Raw genomic sequence first — 17,359 nt, forward strand, 5'->3', positions numbered from 1 at the left:
TCAGGCCGCCAAGGCATATGCTCGTAGCCTATTTAGCCGACGCAATCCACCAAGCCAAGGCATAGGATTGGGTAAGTGCATTAATCGGCTGACGGAAATAGACCCGAATTTTGTAGCGGCCAGTGGTGGGGACGGCTTGGAAGATATGTTCTGTGCTATCCACTTGGCTGATGGAAGCCGCTGTACTTTTGCGAATATCCGTTTCCTCGACGGGCATTAAGTACAGATCAAGATTATTTAGTCCCCGATCGTGGAAGCCTTCACCGAGATCATACTGGCCATTGCGGTTGCGATCGATCAACTCCACTTGGCGATTCCAAGTGAGGGTAATGGACACGTATTGGCCCGCTGGAATGGGTTGGGTTAAAATATAATCCTGATAAGGTCGATCGATTGAGCCTGAGTTGCGTTGTTCGTTAGGACGCTGAACTTCGTGATAATCCCAGCCGATCGGGGGCACGGTGTCCTGAGGCTGCCATTGACCGGCACTGAACTGTTGATAGGCCCGATAGGCATTTAACTGACCAGTTCCCATCTGAAAGTTAAGGGGAATTTTGGGAGATTGCGCTGCATCACTCTCCAGCCAAGTTTGATTATTCTTTTGCAAAATTGTGCGGGTCATGCCTAATCGCCGACCATCGGTATCCTGTAATTTGTCGGCGGAATTCATTAAGACCGCTTTCATCACTTCATGGCGACGGGCATCGATCGTCCAAGGTAGACGGCAGCCCTGGCCTCGTTGACAAGACTTCCGCAATTGCCGATCGCCATATTCCTGTAGCAGCGCCACGGTACCTGTGACGTGGGGGGTTGCAAAGCTAGTTCCACTGGTCGTCACCACTTGCCCATCCAGTCGCCTGACATTGACACGATACCCTGGAGCCGCTAAGGCAATCGATCGCCGATTATTCAGGTTAGACTCCAGCCCTTCATTGCGCTTCAAGACAGAAGGACTGCTATCACCAATGTTGGAAAAGTCAATCTTGGCATAGCGATTTTGTACCCGCTGGGTAAAGGCGATCGTCATCCCATTGTAGTTATCCGTCGGAATGGGAATCCCGCCTTTGCCTTGGTTTCCCGCTACCACATACAGCACATCATGGACTCGGGCAGACCAATCCAAACATTGAGTTAACAGAGCATTCCCATCCAAAACGGCTTTGGGGCGTGGATCCTGCCTTAGGGATTCCCCAAAACTAATATTGATTGCCCGAACATCTCCCCCATTTTGCAGGGCGATCGTTTGAGCCGCGAGACAATCTTCCTGCTGAGCCCCTCGGTTCATGGCTCCAGCGCCTGCCACGTAGAGGCGAGCATTCGGTGCAACACCCCGGATGGCTTTACTGTCACTCACCAATAAACTGGCAACTTGGGTGGCATGAGGATCCACACTGATATTTCGTCCCGGTTTACGATCGCGAAAAAAGGCATCGGCTACAGGGACATGGAAAAATGCTGACTCTGGCTGAATTCGCCGACTGCGATCCTTAGCTTTATCCAGGCCAAACTTGGGCGGACGACCCACTTCAACTTGACCAATGGCAATTTTGCGGCCTGTGAGCTTGTAAGGGGGGTTTTGTAACCGGAGTGCGTCTATGCCTTCCTCGGCGATCGAGGACTCTTCGATCGGCACAGGTTGGTTAAACCCCATCACACTCCAAGAGAGCAGGGCCCAACTAATCAGGACTAACTTTGGGGAAGTAAAGGGTATTTTCAGCAGCATAAACTGACGTAAATCAAGGTTTGCTGAACCCGATTTCCGCGATTCCGGTCTAAATTGGCGTGCCATGTCCTACTTCCGATTTTCAAATCCCCACTATCTACACCCTACACCCTGAATTGCACTCTGGCTGTGCAATCTCACCTTCCTACAAAATTTGTCGATTTACTCATCAAAATTCTGAAAGGGAAGATTCACATTTTGTTAAACTAGTCACACATTTGTTGTCTACTCGTCGTCAACGACCCACTGCCACCATGACTTCAAACAAGCCGATCGTAATCTCGCCGTCTATTTTGTCCGCTGATTTCAGTCGTTTAGGAGAGGAAATCCGTGCGGTAGATGCCGCTGGAGCGGATTGGATCCATGTTGATGTAATGGATGGTCGGTTTGTTCCCAACATTACGATCGGTCCACTGATTGTAGATGCAGTTCGTCCCCACACCCAAAAGCCATTGGATGTGCATTTGATGATTGTGGAACCCGAGCGCTACGTGGCAGATTTTGCAAAAGCAGGGGCCGATATCATCTCCGTCCATGCTGAGCAAAGTGCCACAATTCACTTGCATCGCACCTTGGGCCTGATTAAGGATCTGGGTAAGCAGGCAGGGGTCGTGCTGAATCCGGGAACTTCCTTGGAGTCGATCGAGTACGTGCTGGAACTGTGCGACTTAATCTTGATCATGAGCGTTAACCCTGGGTTTGGTGGCCAGAGCTTCATTCCGTCGGTGGTTCCCAAGATTCAGCAATTGCGTCGGATGTGCGATGAGCGTGGTTTGGATCCTTGGATCGAAGTGGATGGCGGTTTGAAGGGGAACAACACTTGGCAAGTTCTGGAAGCAGGGGCTAATGCGATCGTGGCTGGGTCTGCGGTGTTCAATGCACCGGACTATGCCGCTGCGATCGATGGCATCCGCAACAGCAAGCGTCCTGAGAAAGAATTGGCAGCAGTCTAAGGCAATTCCAGCGGGACGAGGCAATCTACTGATCAATTGACTGGCAATCGGCTCGCTAGCAAATTGAAGCCAGATGCCGTTTCCGGGAAACCTAACTCGCTACGAAAGTTCAAGAACTCAAAATTGAGGAAGAGTGGGTACGTTCGTTACCCGCTCTTTTTGTTTGCGGCAGGCAGATTTTGTTTGCGAGTAGCAGATTTGGTTTGCGGTGGTCAAAACTACCCAGACTCATTTGTCTAGAACAACTTGTCTAGAACAGCTTGTCTGGAACGAGTTATCTCAAGCGGTCCCTCAGTTTTTTGTCCATGGCTGGGCTGCTCCTCTGTTTGTGCAGCATCTCGATCGCTAGCAGAATGTACTTAACTGAATACAATCGTTAACAGAATCAGATCATCAAGGTTAGTGGCAATGAAGGCAGCAACACCCGTTTTCATTGCTTGCAATATCCAACACATGAATTATTTGCAATAACCAATGCATTACTAAAGTGAATCTACTAAAACAGAAGAAACCATTCGATCGAACAATCCAGATTCAGTATTCTCCGAATGGTTCATGACTCAATCGTAATTTACTGGATCATTGACAGCTACATCATTAATCGACTGATTGATACTGTGGTAACAATGCTACTATTTCCACCTGATTGAGCAAGTTGGCAATTGCAGGGATGAATACAATGGTTCCTAAATCTAGCCCTGGCAGTGATTGCGATCTGTTGCAAGTTGTCATGGGGTAATTCTCCATATCCATTGACAGCGCAAGACAAAAGCATTTGTTTCCGATCCTGCGATCGCAATTGCTCCGGAGCCATTCTTTCTGAGACTGTCAGGAAATACTTATTTTTATGAGTCAATGGCTGGATTGCCTGGGTTGAGTTGCCGATAGTTGCCGAACTCTTGCACTGGAACCAACTACTCCCCACCTCCAAGCGAATACAGAAGCAGCCAACTGCACATAGAACCTTAGCTTTGTAACCGTAGATACACAGCCAAATGCAGAACTACGCCTCAATAGAGACATGGTTCTGCCGCCCCACACCAACAATGCCCACCTCGTCAGATAGCCTGCTTAACCCAGCACACCTGCTATTTGACTTGCAGCAAGCCACTGAAATTGCCCAGTCATTTGCGGGATGCCTAGAGCCAGAATTACTGGCGCGATCGCTGACTGATGGATTAGTCGAGCGATTTAATTGCGCCTTTGCCCGCATCTGGTTATTAGAATCCAATCAAACCTTCTTGCGGCTGGTCGCCTCATCGGGCATGTACACCCACACCAACGGCTTTTTTGGCCGCGTGCCCATGGGGGCTTATAAAGTCGGCAAAATTGCCCAAAACCGCGTCTCCTTTTTGAGTAACAACCTGCCAGAAGAACCCTGGGTGGGCAATCGGGAATGGGCGATCGCCCACCAAATTCGGGGCTTTGCTGGCTATCCCCTCGAGATTGGCCAGCGCGTTATTGGCGTACTGGCTCTGTTCAGCCACCATCCCCTCGAACCAGAATTTCTAGAAGTGTTGCCCACCCTCAGCACCGTCGCCACCGTCGCCCTTAGCACCGCCATTCAATACCAAACAGAAAAGCACAACTGGCAACTGGCCGTGGGGCATAGCAGCAGTGAGATTTCCCTCTCCGACCAAATCGCCAAAATTCTCAGTGGGTCGCGGCTGACCATGCTGGGGACAGAACGCACCCTCGACCTCTCGACCCATTATCTTTTGCTCAAACTGGCGGAAACCCTCAATCAGACCGCTGCCTACACCCGACTACTGTATGACGACCAAGATGTATCCCTAGAGATTACCGTTTCTAACCCATCGCCAGCCGCCACCGCCCCAATTGATGGCGATCTTGCCGAAATTCAACTCCTCTCGTCCAGCTTGGGGGGACAACTCACCACACAATCCCTCTCCAACCAACGGGCACTGCAAATTCAACTCACCCTTCCCTACCGCCAACAACCATCCAATCTGCAACTAGAAATTGCCTGTACCGCATCCGTCCTGCAACTGGCCTGCACCCAACTTGCCAAAGCAGCCGGATTAACCCCATGCCGCGATCGCCATGCCCCCGTCCTAACCGATCAGCCGAGTACTATTGCAGGCGATCGCAAAATTATCTGGATCGCTACCACCCCATCCTGTTCAGCCAAAATCCAGGCCAAAGTTGACCTATCGATTTCGCCGGAGCAATTGCGGCAGGTCGTAGAGGTGGTGGCGCAGGGGCAAACCTGGGGTATTCGCACCAATGAACTGACGGAACGGGAACTGGAAATCCTCACGTTATTAACCCAGGGACACCGCGATCGCGACATTGCTGAACACCTATTCATCAGCGAAAGCACTGTCAAATTTCATCTCAACAACGTCCTAGCTAAGCTTCAGGTTCGCACCCGCTATCAGGCGATTTATCAGGCCATTCAACAGGGATGGATTTAGTCGCCACCTACCCATATCGCTAGACTTGGAACTTCCGTATCTACAGATACAAAGGCGCGTAAATCGTAACTTTAGGCTGGCCGTAATCCACAACTTAACGCGATGTGCATTGCCCTCAGCCCTCAGCCCTTTCTCCCTGCTTGGGAGAAGGGGAGCTGGATTGCAGTCCCTCGCCCTTTTTGGGAGAGGGATTTAGGGTGAGGGCAATGCACCTAATCCACAACAGAGGCTTTTGTATCCTATGAGCAGTCACCATTCAGTCGTCATTGTTGGCGGTGGGCAGGCGGGGCTGGCCATGAGCTATTGCCTGAAAGAGCGCGGCATTGACCATCTGATTTTCGAGAAAAATCAAATTGGGTATGCCTGGAGAGAAAAGCGGTGGGATAGTTTTTGTCTGGTCACACCCAACTGGCAATGTCAGTTGCCGGGATTTCCCTATCCGGGGAACGACCCCCAGGGATTCATGGTGAAAGATGAAATTGTCCAGTATATCCAAGCCTTTGCAGCCTCCTTTGAGCCACCGATCCGGGAAGGCGTAGCGGTATCGAGGCTGTGGAAAGACGAAACCCACAATCGCTTTGAACTGGAGACCTCGATCGGCACCTATACCGCCGATCAGGTGGTCATTGCCACGGGCGGCTATCACCTGCCCAAAATTCCCCGCATGGCTGAGCGACTCCCGGCCACAGTCCAGCAAATTCATGCATCGGAGTATAAGAATCCAGATGCCTTACCACCGGGAGCAGTGCTGGTGGTGGGCACGGGCCAATCGGGCTGCCAAATTGCCGAGGATTTGCATCTGGCGGGTCGGATTGTGCATTTGAGTGTGGGCAGTGCGCCGCGATCGCCCCGTCGTTACCGGGGCAAAGACGTGGTGGACTGGTTGGATCAGATGGGGTATTACGACTTACCGATTGACGAGCATCCCCAAAAGGACAAGGTCCGCGCCAAGGCCAACCATTACCTAACCGGACGCGATGGTGGGCGGGAGATTGACCTACGGCAGTTTGCCAAGGAAGGAATGCAACTGCACGGACGGTTACAGCGGATTGACGGGACACAGCTTCAGTTTAATCCCGACCTGAAGCAACATTTAGACCAAGCCGATGCCGTCTGCGAAAGCATTAAACAGACCATTGACAAGTTCATTGCCAAAAACCATCTGGATGCCCCTACCGAACCGCCTTACCAGCCCGTTTGGCAACCGACTGAGGAGCACCTCGCGATCGAGATTGTGGCCGCCAACATCCAGACCGTGATCTGGTGTACGGGGTATCAAACAGACTTTAGCTGGGTGGATATGCCCGTGTTTAACGGCAAAGGCTATCCCAGCCATGAGCGCGGCGTCACTCCCATCTGGGGGCTGTACTTTCTGGGGTTGCCCTGGCTGTATACCTGGGGTTCGGGGCGATTTTCCGGCATTGCGCGGGATGCGGTCTATCTAGCTGATTACCTGACGGCACGGCGACGAATTTCAACCAACAATGCCTGGAGTGTGGTGAATGAATTTTTGCTCGGGTCGTAATCCCGATCACCTATCGATTTAAACAGGTATGACAGGCCGATCGCTCCAACCTCAGCCCATTGGCGATCGCGAACCTGACCCTATGGGTAGTCTTCTAGACTCTGTAACTGGAGATACAAATCCCCGTTCTGACACCCTCATAATGTGGCTGGAAACCCAGCAAAACAAAAGGAAGCAATTATGGCTGAAGTAACTGCCCCAGCGCATCAAACTGGTGATTTCTTTGTTGATTACGAAGAAAAGGTTTTTCCCGATGTCAAAGCTGATCCGGGCGAAAAAGCCCTGGTGACCTTCCACACCGTTGCCTTTGAAGGCTCAATTGGTTTTGTCAACTTGCTGCAAGCCACCCGACTACAGCGTAAGGGCTTTGAGACTTCAGTGCTGTTGTATGGCCCCGGTGTGACCTTGGGTGTGCAGCGAGGATTTCCTAAACTCGGTGATGCCGCCTTTCCAGGTCACCAAAACTTCAACGAGCAACTGACCAAGTTTATGGCCGAAGGTGGCAAAGTCTATGCCTGTCGCTTTGCGCTACAAGCCCTGTATGGTCACGGCGAACCCTCGTTGATTCCTGGCATTCGTCCGATCAATCCGCTGGATGTCCTGGATTTGGTGTTGCTGCATCGCAAAGATGGAGCCTTCATTCTCGATACCTGGACACTCTAGGATTTTTACTCTTCCAATCACCCATGGATTATTCACGCATTGTTCGTGCAGCGGCAGTTCAAATCAGTCCAGTGCTGTTTAGCCGCGAGGGCACAACCGAGAAAGTCTTGCAGGCGATCGCCAAAGCAGCTTCGGAAGGGGCGCAACTGTTGGTTTTTCCCGAAACCGTCGTGCCCTACTATCCCTACTTTTCCTTTGTGCAACCGCCCGTCCTGATGGGCAAAGAGCACATGCGGCTGTACGAAGAAGCCGTGACAATTCCAGGGCCAACCACCGATGCCGTCAGTCAGGCTGCCTGTTCCTACAATATCGTCGTTGTCTTGGGAGTCAATGAGCGCGATCATGGCTCCCTCTACAACACTCAACTAATCTTTGATGCGGATGGCACCCTGTTGCTGAAACGGCGCAAGATGACCCCGACCTACCATGAGCGCATGGTGTGGGGGCAGGGCGATGGAGCTGGACTGCGAACGGTGGACACCGCAGTGGGACGGGTGGGTGCGTTGGCCTGTTGGGAGCATTACAATCCCCTGGCTCGCTTTGCCCTGATGACCCAGCATGAACAAATCCACTGTGCTCAGTTTCCCGGATCGATGGTCGGGCAGATTTTTGCCGATCAAATGGAAGTGACCATCCGCCACCATGCCCTGGAATCGGGCTGTTTTGTGATCAATGCCACGGCGTGGCTGTCGCCGGAACAGGTGGGGCAAATTACCCCGGATGAAAAGCTGCAACGGTTCCTCAGCAACGGCTGTAATACGGCAATTATTGGCCCGGAGGGCAATCACCTGTGTCCCCCTGTGACCGAGGGAGAGGGAATGGCGATCGCTGACCTCGACTTCTCCCTGATTACCAAGCGCAAACGGATGATGGACTCCGTGGGGCATTACTCCCGCCCAGACTTACTGCAACTGCATGCCAACCTGACCGCTCAACCCCTAATCGTCCCCACGCCTGTTCCAGATTTAGCCCAACTGGATTTGCCCGTTCCAGACGCGAATGCCGTTGCACCTGCGTTCACCCTGAATGAATCACCATGAAACCTCCCCTACCCCCGTTTACCCTAGAAACCGCCAAAGCCAAAGTCCAGGCGGCTGAAGATGCCTGGAATACCCGTGACCCAGAACGTGTCGCCCTCGCCTATACCGAAGATTCCGAATGGCGCAATCGGGCTGAGTTTTTGGCTGGACGTGCCCAAATTGTGGAATTTCTCAAGCGGAAATGGGCGAAAGAATTGGACTATCGCTTGAAAAAGGAACTGTGGTGCTTTATGGAGAATCGCATTGCGGTGCGGTTTGAATACGAATGGCACGACGATTCTGGCTTCTGGTATCGCTCCTACGGCAATGAAAACTGGGAGTTTGCTGACAATGGGCTGATGATGCGCCGATTCGCCAGCATTAACGATGTTCCGATTCAAGAATCCGATCGCAAATTTCGCTGGGAGCGGCAACCCACATGACTCAGCAACACCTAAATCAACACCCTCTGACGAAGCAAGAGCTCATTGCTCAACTCCAGACCTATGGGTTGCAATGGATTGAACCCCCATCAACCGTGATGGGTCGCAAGGGGGGCGCGGGGCCGTCCGATCACAAAGCCATCACCATTGATGACACCACGGTAATGGTGCCGATCTTTACCGAGTCGGCGACGCGATCGCCCTATGCCGCTGTGCTCGACTCCATCCCCGGTCAAGCCAAGCTGCGCTTTCACGATCACGACATCGCCCAGATTTCCTTTCCCCAGCGGCCTCGGTTTTATGACCTCAGCACCGCCGATGGCATTCCCTACTGGAAAATCGCCCTACTGCACAGCCGAGATGTCCTCGCAACTACGGTCTTGCAAACTTGTATGCGCTACAACGACACGGCCACCTCTTGCCAGTTTTGCGCCATCGGCCAGTCGCTAGAGGCGGGGCGCACCATTGCCCGCAAAACCCCGGCGCAACTGGCGGAAGTGGCCGAAGCTGCCGTGCGCTTGGATGGGGTGCGGCAACTGGTGATGACCACGGGAACGCCCAACACGAGCGATCGCGGTGCGGCGTACCTGACTGAATGCGCCAAAGCCATTAAAGCCAGGGTGGATTTGCCAATCCAGGCGCAATGTGAACCCCCGGACGACTTTGTTTGGTTCGAGCGGATGCATGCTGCCGGGATTGAAAACCTGGGAATGCATCTGGAGGCCGCCGATCCAACCATCAGAGCCAGCATCATGCCCGGCAAAGCGTCGGTGCCGCTCAGTTACTACTTTGAGGCGTTCCAAGCCTCGGTGAAAATTTTTGGCTGGGGACAGGTGAGTACCTATCTCCTGGCCGGGTTGGGCGATAGTTTGGAAACATTGACGGAGATGTGCGATCGCCTGATTCAAATCGGGGTCTATCCCTTTGTCGTCCCGTTTGTGCCAATCACGGGCACGCCGCTGGCGCATCATCCTGCCCCCAGCAGTGAATTCATGCAGGCTGTCTATGAGCGCGTCGGCGCAATGCTGAAGCAGTCCGGGTTACGCTCTGCCGACATGAAAGCCGGATGCGCCAAATGTGGAGCCTGTTCTGCCCTCTCCAGTTATGAAGCTGCTTGAACTGTCTAAGAACCATGAATTCCTATCAATTCAAACTGGCTACTACGTCTGAAGAAATCGCGGCTTACTATGCCCTGCGTCAGACCATTTTTGTCCACGAACAGCAGATCTTCCCCGACAGTGATGTGGATGAGATTGACGCGATCGCCTATCCCATCATTGCCGTCCATGCCAGCGGGACGACTGCACCCGAGTCTGGCTACTCCGCCGACCAGATTGTTGGCGTAGTGCGCATTTATGAAACGAGTCCCGGTTTCTGGTACGGCGGGCGATTGGGAACCCATCCAGACTATCGCAAAGGCTGGCAAATTGGCAAAGGGTTAATCTACAAGGCAGTGACAACGGCCAATACCTGGGGCTGTCAGCAATTCCTGGCCACGGTGCAGCTTCAGAATGTGCGGTTTTTTCAGCGGTTGCACTGGCAGTCCGTTCAAGAAATGACTCTTTGCGATCGCCCACACCACCTGATGGAAGCGGATCTCAACTTTTACCCGCCAGCCAACGAGATCCGGCCTGCCCAACCCTTTCAAGTCAGAGAAGCGTCCTGATGCTGACTGCCTTAGTTGCCCACTTGCAAACTTCGATCGGGATTTTGCAGAAGCAAGATATTCAAACTGCCGCCCAGGTTTGCCAGTCGGCTACGCTTCGATCTCCCTTCCCTGTCCAACTGGGGGATGACTGTGCCGCCATTCCCGACGGCGACGGCTATTTGCTCCTGGCCAGTGAAGGGATGATGCCGGGTTTTGTCGAGCAAGACCCTTGGTTTGCGGGTTGGTCAGCGGTGATGGTGAATGTCAGTGATATCTATGCCATGGGGGGACGGGCGATCGCGGTTGTCGATACCCTGTGGAGTCAGTCTGCGGAGCAAGCGCAACCGCTCTGGGCGGGCATGCAAGCTGCTGCTCGCGCCTACAATGTGCCCATCATCGGGGGTCACACCAACTGCCATAGTGTCTACAATGCCCTCTCAGTCTCAATTCTGGGACGAGCCAGCCGCCTGATCACCAGCTTTGATGCCCAACCGGGGCAGCACTTGCTGATGGTGGTTGATCTGAAGGGTCAAATGCATCCCCGCTTTCCGTTCTGGAATGCCGCCACCAGTGCAGACCCCGCGCAATTGCAGGAAAAGTTAGCTCTGTTGCCCCAGATTGCCGAACGGGATCTGTGTCGAGCCGGAAAGGATATCAGCATGGGCGGCATCATTGGCACGACCCTGATGCTGCTGGAAACCTCCGGCAAGGGTGCCATCCTAAATCTGGAAGCCATTCCCCGTCCCGCCCGTGTGCCCCTGGAAACCTGGCTGACTGCCTTTCCCAGTTATGGCTTTTTACTCAGTGTGAACGCGGCTCAGGTGCCGTTGGTGCAGCAGTTGTTTCGCGATCGCCACCTAGCCTGCGAAGTGATTGGTGAAGTCAATTGCAGTTCTGAACTGGTGTTACAACTGCAACAGGAATCCATCCGCTTTTGGGATTTAGGCCAACGCCCCCTAACGGGATTTAAACCTGACCTGGCAGGATAGCCCACGATGCAGATTGCCCTATTCACCTACTCCACTAAACCCAGAGGCAGCGTCATCCATACCCTGGAACTGGCAGAGGCACTCCAACACCTCGGTCACACAGTCTGCATCTACGCTTTGGATAAAGATGGCAGTGGCTTTGGCCGATCGCTCACCTGCGCCTACCAACCCGTTCCAGCCAGTGCCGCTCCCGCCGCCATTGACCAACTGATTCAGCAGCGCATCCGAGAATTCGTCACATTTTTGGATGGACATCTAGCCAATTGCCAGTATGAAATTTTCCATGCCCAAGATTGCCTGAGTGCCAATGCCCTGGCAATATTACGGCAGCAGGGCAAAATTCCCCATTTTGTCCGTACCGTGCACCACATTGAGGATTACCAGAGTATTTATCTCCAGCAGTGCCAGCAGCGATCGATTGAGGACGCGGATCTGTGCCTGTGTGTTAGCGACTACTGGCAGCAGCAGTTAGCCCAGCAGTATCACATCCACGCCCCCAGAGTGGTGAATGGGGTGAACCGCGATCGCTTTGCTGTTCACCTGCCTAACCCGCAACCCCTCCGCCAACAATGGGGCATGACCGGAACTCCCGTGTTCCTGACCGTTGGAGGCATCGAACCGCGCAAGAATACCCTGCAATTGCTCAACGCCTTTGCCCAAGTGTGTCAGACCCTGCCCCACGCCCAGTTAGTGATTGCCGGAGGTGCGACGCTATTTGACTATCAGGCGTACCGGGAGCAGTGCTTGCAACGGATGCAGGATCTTGAGTTGGAGCAGGCGATCGCCCTCCCTGGCGTAATTCCCGATGCTGATCTGCCCAGTCTGTATCGCTGTGCCGACAGCTTTGTCTTCCCATCGGTGAAAGAGGGCTGGGGATTGGTGGTGCTAGAAGCCTTAGCCAGTGAGTTACCCGTGATTGTCTCCCAGCAGGCTCCCTTCACCGAATTTCTGACCCCTGAGCAGGCCCTTTTCGTTGACCCCTCAAATCCCGATACCATTGCCCAGGCGATGTTACAGAGTGTCCAACCCCAGGTTGCCCAGGCATTGGTGCACAACAGTCGCACTGTGCTAGAAACCTATTCCTGGAAAACGTCCGCTACAATGCACATCAATCATTATCAAGGATTCACCCATGCCAGAAATGCGCTTCAAAATTCAATGGCCTGATGGCACTGAGGAAATCTGCTATTCCCCGTCCCTGGTGGTTAAAGAGTACTTCACCCCGGATCAGTCCTATCCGTTGGATGATTTTGTAGCGCGATCGCGCACCGCCTTAACCATTGCCAGCGATCGCGTGCAAGCCAAGTATGGAATGCCCTGTAGCCTCGCCCTGAATCAATTAAGCCAAATTGAGCGCCGAGCCGATCAGTTCCAACAAAAAGCAACCATTCCTATTGCCGTTAAGGTTATTCAATTCATCGAATGAGGTGTAGTCATTCACTCCCCGTCAGCTACCCTGTACACACAAGTCGATCTCAAACTCGTTTTCCAAAGACCTTAGGGATTTGCCAAGAAATAATATCCCCTCTTCATTCCCCTACCCTCCTACCCTTTTACGCTCCTACCCCTACCCAATTGAGATTTTATTGATGCGCTGTTCCCTTAATTCTTGAATGACGTTGAGAGTGTTCTTACGGCCTGTGAGTCTAAACCCCAGTTCTCAGAATAATTTGGCCAGCACAGCTACAACCCTTTGGATAACAACGTTAAAGTTTGGCTTTCTACTAAAATCATGATGCCTAAACCGATCAACACGATCGGTAAAAGCAGATGCCCATAGCGCGCCAGGACTTTTACGATAACTGGGTGGCGGGTTAGGACATAGGCGATCGCGCACCAGATGCCGACCAGTCCAAAAAAGACGACCAAAATTAAACCGACCGTCGCCACAGGTTGATTGGCAAACAGAGGCAGATAAATACCCAAATTGTCGCCCCCATTGGCGACGGTAATGGCCGCAACTTGGCCGATCGGTGAGCTCAACAAAGCCGCTATTTTGCGAGAATTTTGCTGGGAACGATCGGGCAGGGTGGTAACGTTCACTTGCTGAACCGTTGATTCGGGTTCTTGATGCAACAGTTGGTTCAGGCCAATGGCGATCGGGAGTAACCCCAACAAGCCTAACCAAGGCCGAGGCAAAATTAACCCTCCCAATATCCCTGGCAAACTAGCTAAAACTAGGATAGAAAATCCTAGATATTGACCCATCACAATATCGCAAATACGTAGGCGAATACGCGGCGGGGAACTAACTCGATTAGATTGACTAAAATGAACTTGGCTAAACAGAATAGTCAACAGAATGAGATCATCAAGGTTAGTGGCAACAAACGCAGTCGTCCCCGTCGAAATTGCTTGCAATATCCAATGCATTGCTAAAATGAGTCTGCTGTAGCAGATGAAATCGATCGATCGAGTAACTCAGAGTCAACTTTGTCGAAATTGTGAATGACTGAATCATCCTTTGCTAAATCATTCATTACCGCATCACTAGATACATGATGATGAGTACTTTGATTCATTAAATGACCTGAAGATTGCGCCAAAGGAACCACCGTCTCAGACGGTATAGCTGCACCTAGCGCCGCCTCTAAGCAATCATGATCAGAGCGATCGCTCAATCGTTCCGACGGAGATATATGCTCTACTGCACTGTTCGCCACTGCTTTTAACTTATTACAAAATTCAGGACTGACATCCGTTGGGACAAATTGATGAATTGCTATATCTAATTCGGCATTAAGGTCAGGCAGCACAACTCCATCTGTCAAAGAAGTTAATGCTGTAGGTTGAGTAACCGTCTCATCAACCGCTTGAGTTCCATCAACCGCTTGAGTCAATAAAACAGCCTCTCCTTTAGAGCACTGGGTCTCTGAAAGTCTGTCATCTGAGAGCTTGGCATCTGAGAGCTTATTAGACAACTCATCGGACAACGTATCAGGCAAATCAGCAGATAAACCAGCAGACAACTCATCAGATAACTGCTGGACAGAAAGCGCAAGCTGATGCGATCGAGGTTTCAATTGCTCACCATTGCGATCTAAAGCCTGTCGAGCAAGGTTCATCCAGGCAGAATCATCGGGTTGCAGCCTTCTGGGTAGACCTTTTCGCTGTTCCACTGAAAGTAACTTTCGAGGAAACCGATCGCCCACGAGGCGTTCAAACTCCCGTGAAAAATGTGGAGTTGGTTGCCGCCGCCGCCGCCAGATTTTCAGAATTTCATCCACCGAAATCGCCTTATAGCGGCCTTGATACAATGCTTCAACCACTGCTAAACGAATCCACTGGGGAGAATAGTGAGCTTGCCAATCCGCCAACAAATCCTGAACCGAGCGACTCCCGAGGTCGAAGCTATAGTGCTTCAACAAAGACTCGGCATGGGTGATCGGATTAGAATCCGCCCCTAGCAGAGGATAACGAATGCGTGTCGAATAGGAAACTTGCTCATAGTTTGCCATGGTGGTGGTTGCTCAGCTTCACTGATCTGGAGTACCCTTAATCTTTGAGTTTAGTCAATTTTTTCCTAACGATCACCCCTAATCAATCTATTTTGCTGAAATAATGCAAATCGCGAAGAACCTAGTACCAAATTCATGGGTGATTGCAACACATAACGATTCTCCTTATATCTTGAAGCATTGGAAATTTACAACGCACAATTAGGCGATCGCTAGCCATCCACTGCCTTGAGTCAGCATTCGCCCGCCAGTCCTTCCGGCAGAGCATCCAGATATTGCACATCCAGATATTGCCCGTATGCAGAAGAGTTTGGAGAGTTTGCGGGGATGGATGGGGCACATAGATGGGATCTATGGGGGGTAGTCGCTAATCTAGTGGTTGCTAATCTATTCATCTCGATTCATCATTGCGATAGAGTGGATCCTTCTGATTCCTCTTTTCAGAGGAGAATTTGGGAAAAGTGTTTTAATTTAGACCACTACCATCAACGATCTCTCTTTTACACCTGTTTACTCCGGTTCCCCCTTTAGTTGGCATGACCTCTCCAGAAGCGCTAGAGGCATTATGGGGGGCAGGGGATAAATCTTGCAGAAAACCCGATCGCCCCTGAGCAATCGAGTCTCGCGGGCAACCTAGGGGGGATCTCCGCTACCATCAGGATGCAACCTCCCACCCCGTGGGCACCTTAAACCCAAACCACAACGATTTGACACGGATTGTAACATTCGATCGGGCTACCCTATTTGTCCTGCAAAGAGGGTAGCTTTAATTTTGGGGGTTTCTTCCTACCTCAACATTTAATCAATCTGTGGAGTAGGTGCGATCGATCTGTTTCCCCGAAGGTTGTGGATCCCTCCGCCCTCCTTATTAAGGAAGGAACTGGAGAAAGAAGGATAAAATTTGATTAATCAGGATATTATTTCTATATTTTGCTCAAATTGACTCGTATCCTCCTTTTTAAGGGGTATTTAGCGGGATTAGACGGTTTGCAAGTAAAAATATGACTGTTTAGACAACAACCTTGGTTACAGCTATAACAATGCTGAAATATGATGTGAAAGCACTGTAATTTTTGATTGTGAGTTCTTCTCTCCCAGGAGAATCGATAATGACTACCCAATTATCTGTAATCCGATTCCTAAATTTTGCAGTAACTGGTTGCCTCTTGGGGATGGGTAGTATAGGCTGCCAAGCCTTTCGTCACAATACAGCCACGTCCATGCCCGATTCGCTAGAGTCTTTTACACGATCTACATATAAGTTAGAAGAACAAGCTTGGGCAGTCATGAGTTGGGAAGAAAAAGTTGAATATAATCTGACAGAAATAATTCCTCAACAACCTGCGTTGAAAATTTTGCTCAGTCAAACCCATCAATTTAGACAAATGGGCAAGGCTTGTGACTTTCAGCGCTCGATCGAACCTCATGGTTTATTTGATTTTTGGGGGCCTTACCCAATAACTCAGCATGATTCTTTAATCGTTGCAAAGTGTAGCTTTAATATGACTTGGTTGACCCCTAATACTGTTGTTTTTCATTACAACGATCGGGATGGAATTAATCCCATTCCGTTACAACTCGATCAACCTGAGCCAGGAAATTTGTCCCATGCGACTCATTATTTTCGCAATTGGCCTCAATTTGACCCACAGACTCGTGAGCTAAGTTTTGAAATTCCTTGTAACTATCGACTCTTTGTAAAAGCAAAACTAAAACCACGAAAATATACATATCGTTTTGCAAATGGCAAACTGGTATTACAAAAAGCCCTATGGGATCAACGGCCCAACTGTGAAGCCCCCCCTCAATGGACACAAATCTACCCGTAAATATCAGAGGAATTGATGATGACTACCCAATTATCTGTAATCCGCTTCATGAGTTGTGGGATCACTATTTTGCTTTTGGGAATGGGCAGTACCGCTTGCCAAGCCTTTCCAAAAAATGCAGCCACCCCCGCTTTGCCAACGCCTTATACACCCTCTGAATACAAGAAACCACCTTTAACAGAAGAAGAAAAAGCATGGGCAGCAATGCCCTATGAAGATCAAGTTGAATTCATGATTAAACAATACCCTGAACTCAAGTTTCTATTATCAGAAAAGCATAAATTCCGTCAAATGGGGACGGCTTGCAACTTATCGCCTCGCACCCCTCAAGAAAAGGCAATTCCAAAAGGCTTGTATCATTTTATGGGGCCCTACAAAGTCACATCTAAGGATCTCTTGTTGATTGGAGAATGTGGCTTTAACACAACCTATGTCACTCGCAATGTGGTTGTTTTTCATTACAACACTCAAACAGGCGTTAATCCGATCCCGCTTCAACTCATTCAGCCAACGCCCACTGACCCGAATGCAAGTGCCCACTATTTTCGTGAGAAACCCTCTGCATTTAATAGAGTTGTTGGGAAATAAAACCAGCTCTGGGACAGGGTTTGCCCTGACTGTTATCTAACTTATGCTGCATCTAAGTAGAAGTTCCACAAGCCTGCTGCGTT

Annotated in this window: 16 protein-coding genes; 13 read left to right on the plus strand and 3 right to left on the minus strand. The window is 50.9% G+C overall.

All coding sequences use genetic code 11. The features are described 5' to 3' along the window. Positions 1-28: 28 nt before the first annotated feature. Positions 29-1,789, minus strand: coding sequence for a S8 family serine peptidase (locus tag ACN4EG_RS03315; protein WP_431627752.1), 1,761 nt, complete (start codon positions 1,787-1,789; stop codon positions 29-31). A 188-nt stretch (positions 1,790-1,977) separates the two neighbouring features. Here ACN4EG_RS03315 and rpe point away from each other — a divergent pair, with 188 nt between their 5' ends. The 11 genes from rpe to ACN4EG_RS03370 all read left to right on the plus strand — a co-directional run bounded on the left by rpe (position 1,978) and on the right by ACN4EG_RS03370 (position 12,827). After that, a complete protein-coding gene (gene rpe / locus ACN4EG_RS03320) occupies positions 1,978-2,676 on the plus strand; it encodes a ribulose-phosphate 3-epimerase (protein WP_431627753.1) in 699 nt (232 codons plus the stop codon). 1,046 nt (positions 2,677-3,722) lie between these two features. Continuing rightward, positions 3,723-5,114, plus strand: a complete 1,392-nt coding sequence (locus tag ACN4EG_RS03325) for a LuxR C-terminal-related transcriptional regulator (RefSeq protein ID WP_431627754.1) — start codon at positions 3,723-3,725, stop codon at positions 5,112-5,114. Positions 5,115-5,355: 241 nt separating this feature from the next. Further along, positions 5,356-6,639 carry an MSMEG_0569 family flavin-dependent oxidoreductase gene (locus ACN4EG_RS03330; protein ID WP_431627755.1) on the plus strand — a complete coding sequence of 428 codons (1,284 nt, stop codon included), beginning with the start codon at positions 5,356-5,358 and terminating at the stop codon, positions 6,637-6,639. A 180-nt stretch (positions 6,640-6,819) separates the two neighbouring features. Beyond that, a complete protein-coding gene (locus tag ACN4EG_RS03335; protein ID WP_431627756.1) occupies positions 6,820-7,302 on the plus strand; it encodes an MSMEG_0572/Sll0783 family nitrogen starvation response protein in 483 nt (160 codons plus the stop codon). Positions 7,303-7,325: 23 nt separating this feature from the next. Continuing rightward, positions 7,326-8,342, plus strand: coding sequence for a Nit6803 family nitrilase (locus tag ACN4EG_RS03340; RefSeq protein ID WP_431627757.1), 1,017 nt, complete (start codon positions 7,326-7,328; stop codon positions 8,340-8,342). Then, positions 8,339-8,764 carry a nuclear transport factor 2 family protein gene (locus tag ACN4EG_RS03345; RefSeq protein WP_431627758.1) on the plus strand — a complete coding sequence of 142 codons (426 nt, stop codon included), beginning with the start codon at positions 8,339-8,341 and terminating at the stop codon, positions 8,762-8,764. The genes ACN4EG_RS03340 and ACN4EG_RS03345 overlap by 4 nt, the downstream gene beginning before the upstream one ends. Further along, positions 8,761-9,882, plus strand: coding sequence for an MSMEG_0568 family radical SAM protein (locus ACN4EG_RS03350; protein WP_431627759.1), 1,122 nt, complete (start codon positions 8,761-8,763; stop codon positions 9,880-9,882). The genes ACN4EG_RS03345 and ACN4EG_RS03350 overlap by 4 nt, the downstream gene beginning before the upstream one ends. A 14-nt stretch (positions 9,883-9,896) precedes the next feature. Continuing rightward, positions 9,897-10,430, plus strand: a complete 534-nt coding sequence (locus ACN4EG_RS03355) for an MSMEG_0567/Sll0786 family nitrogen starvation N-acetyltransferase (RefSeq protein ID WP_431627760.1) — start codon at positions 9,897-9,899, stop codon at positions 10,428-10,430. Further along, positions 10,430-11,401 (plus strand): sll0787 family AIR synthase-like protein, encoded by a 972-nt coding sequence (locus ACN4EG_RS03360; RefSeq protein WP_431627761.1) that lies wholly within the window; start codon positions 10,430-10,432, stop codon positions 11,399-11,401. Before ACN4EG_RS03355 ends, ACN4EG_RS03360 begins: the two co-directional genes overlap by 1 nt. A gap of 6 nt (positions 11,402-11,407) precedes the next feature. Continuing rightward, positions 11,408-12,568 carry an MSMEG_0565 family glycosyltransferase gene (locus ACN4EG_RS03365; protein ID WP_431627762.1) on the plus strand — a complete coding sequence of 387 codons (1,161 nt, stop codon included), beginning with the start codon at positions 11,408-11,410 and terminating at the stop codon, positions 12,566-12,568. Next, a complete protein-coding gene (locus tag ACN4EG_RS03370) occupies positions 12,534-12,827 on the plus strand; it encodes an MSMEG_0570 family nitrogen starvation response protein (protein WP_431627763.1) in 294 nt (97 codons plus the stop codon). Before ACN4EG_RS03365 ends, ACN4EG_RS03370 begins: the two co-directional genes overlap by 35 nt. A 257-nt stretch (positions 12,828-13,084) precedes the next feature. Here the strand turns inward: ACN4EG_RS03370 and ACN4EG_RS03375 are convergent, their stop codons facing one another. Both ACN4EG_RS03375 and ACN4EG_RS03380 read right to left on the minus strand, forming a co-directional pair. Then, positions 13,085-13,774, minus strand: coding sequence for a cadmium resistance transporter (locus ACN4EG_RS03375; protein ID WP_431627764.1), 690 nt, complete (start codon positions 13,772-13,774; stop codon positions 13,085-13,087). Positions 13,775-13,776: 2 nt separating this feature from the next. Then, on the minus strand, positions 13,777-14,859 hold the full coding sequence (locus ACN4EG_RS03380; RefSeq protein WP_431627765.1) for a hypothetical protein: 1,083 nt from the start codon (positions 14,857-14,859) through the stop codon (positions 13,777-13,779). Positions 14,860-15,968: 1,109 nt separating this feature from the next. Here ACN4EG_RS03380 and ACN4EG_RS03385 point away from each other — a divergent pair. Together ACN4EG_RS03385 and ACN4EG_RS03390 are read left to right on the plus strand one after the other, a co-directional pair. Then, positions 15,969-16,688: a hypothetical protein gene (locus ACN4EG_RS03385; protein ID WP_431627766.1), complete on the plus strand. Its 720-nt coding sequence runs from the start codon at positions 15,969-15,971 to the stop codon at positions 16,686-16,688. A gap of 18 nt (positions 16,689-16,706) precedes the next feature. Beyond that, positions 16,707-17,276: a hypothetical protein gene (locus ACN4EG_RS03390; protein WP_431627767.1), complete on the plus strand. Its 570-nt coding sequence runs from the start codon at positions 16,707-16,709 to the stop codon at positions 17,274-17,276. Positions 17,277-17,359 lie beyond the last annotated feature (83 nt).

This window comes from Alkalinema pantanalense CENA528, from assembly GCF_050753345.1.
GTDB lineage: Bacteria > Cyanobacteriota > Cyanobacteriia > Leptolyngbyales > Leptolyngbyaceae > Alkalinema > Alkalinema pantanalense.

Coding starts and splice junctions, on each gene's coding strand:
- ACN4EG_RS03370 (WP_431627763.1), top strand. CDS start 12,534: ATGCCAGAAATGCGCTTCAAAATTCAATGGCCTGATGGCACTGAGGAA.
- ACN4EG_RS03355 (WP_431627760.1), top strand. CDS start 9,897: ATGAATTCCTATCAATTCAAACTGGCTACTACGTCTGAAGAAATCGCG.
- rpe (WP_431627753.1), top strand. CDS start 1,978: ATGACTTCAAACAAGCCGATCGTAATCTCGCCGTCTATTTTGTCCGCT.
- ACN4EG_RS03380 (WP_431627765.1), bottom strand. CDS start 14,859: ATGGCAAACTATGAGCAAGTTTCCTATTCGACACGCATTCGTTATCCT.
- ACN4EG_RS03330 (WP_431627755.1), top strand. CDS start 5,356: ATGAGCAGTCACCATTCAGTCGTCATTGTTGGCGGTGGGCAGGCGGGG.
- ACN4EG_RS03340 (WP_431627757.1), top strand. CDS start 7,326: ATGGATTATTCACGCATTGTTCGTGCAGCGGCAGTTCAAATCAGTCCA.
- ACN4EG_RS03390 (WP_431627767.1), top strand. CDS start 16,707: ATGACTACCCAATTATCTGTAATCCGCTTCATGAGTTGTGGGATCACT.
- ACN4EG_RS03350 (WP_431627759.1), top strand. CDS start 8,761: ATGACTCAGCAACACCTAAATCAACACCCTCTGACGAAGCAAGAGCTC.
- ACN4EG_RS03365 (WP_431627762.1), top strand. CDS start 11,408: ATGCAGATTGCCCTATTCACCTACTCCACTAAACCCAGAGGCAGCGTC.
- ACN4EG_RS03315 (WP_431627752.1), bottom strand. CDS start 1,789: ATGGCACGCCAATTTAGACCGGAATCGCGGAAATCGGGTTCAGCAAAC.
- ACN4EG_RS03385 (WP_431627766.1), top strand. CDS start 15,969: ATGACTACCCAATTATCTGTAATCCGATTCCTAAATTTTGCAGTAACT.
- ACN4EG_RS03375 (WP_431627764.1), bottom strand. CDS start 13,774: ATGCATTGGATATTGCAAGCAATTTCGACGGGGACGACTGCGTTTGTT.
- ACN4EG_RS03325 (WP_431627754.1), top strand. CDS start 3,723: ATGCCCACCTCGTCAGATAGCCTGCTTAACCCAGCACACCTGCTATTT.
- ACN4EG_RS03345 (WP_431627758.1), top strand. CDS start 8,339: ATGAAACCTCCCCTACCCCCGTTTACCCTAGAAACCGCCAAAGCCAAA.
- ACN4EG_RS03335 (WP_431627756.1), top strand. CDS start 6,820: ATGGCTGAAGTAACTGCCCCAGCGCATCAAACTGGTGATTTCTTTGTT.
- ACN4EG_RS03360 (WP_431627761.1), top strand. CDS start 10,430: ATGCTGACTGCCTTAGTTGCCCACTTGCAAACTTCGATCGGGATTTTG.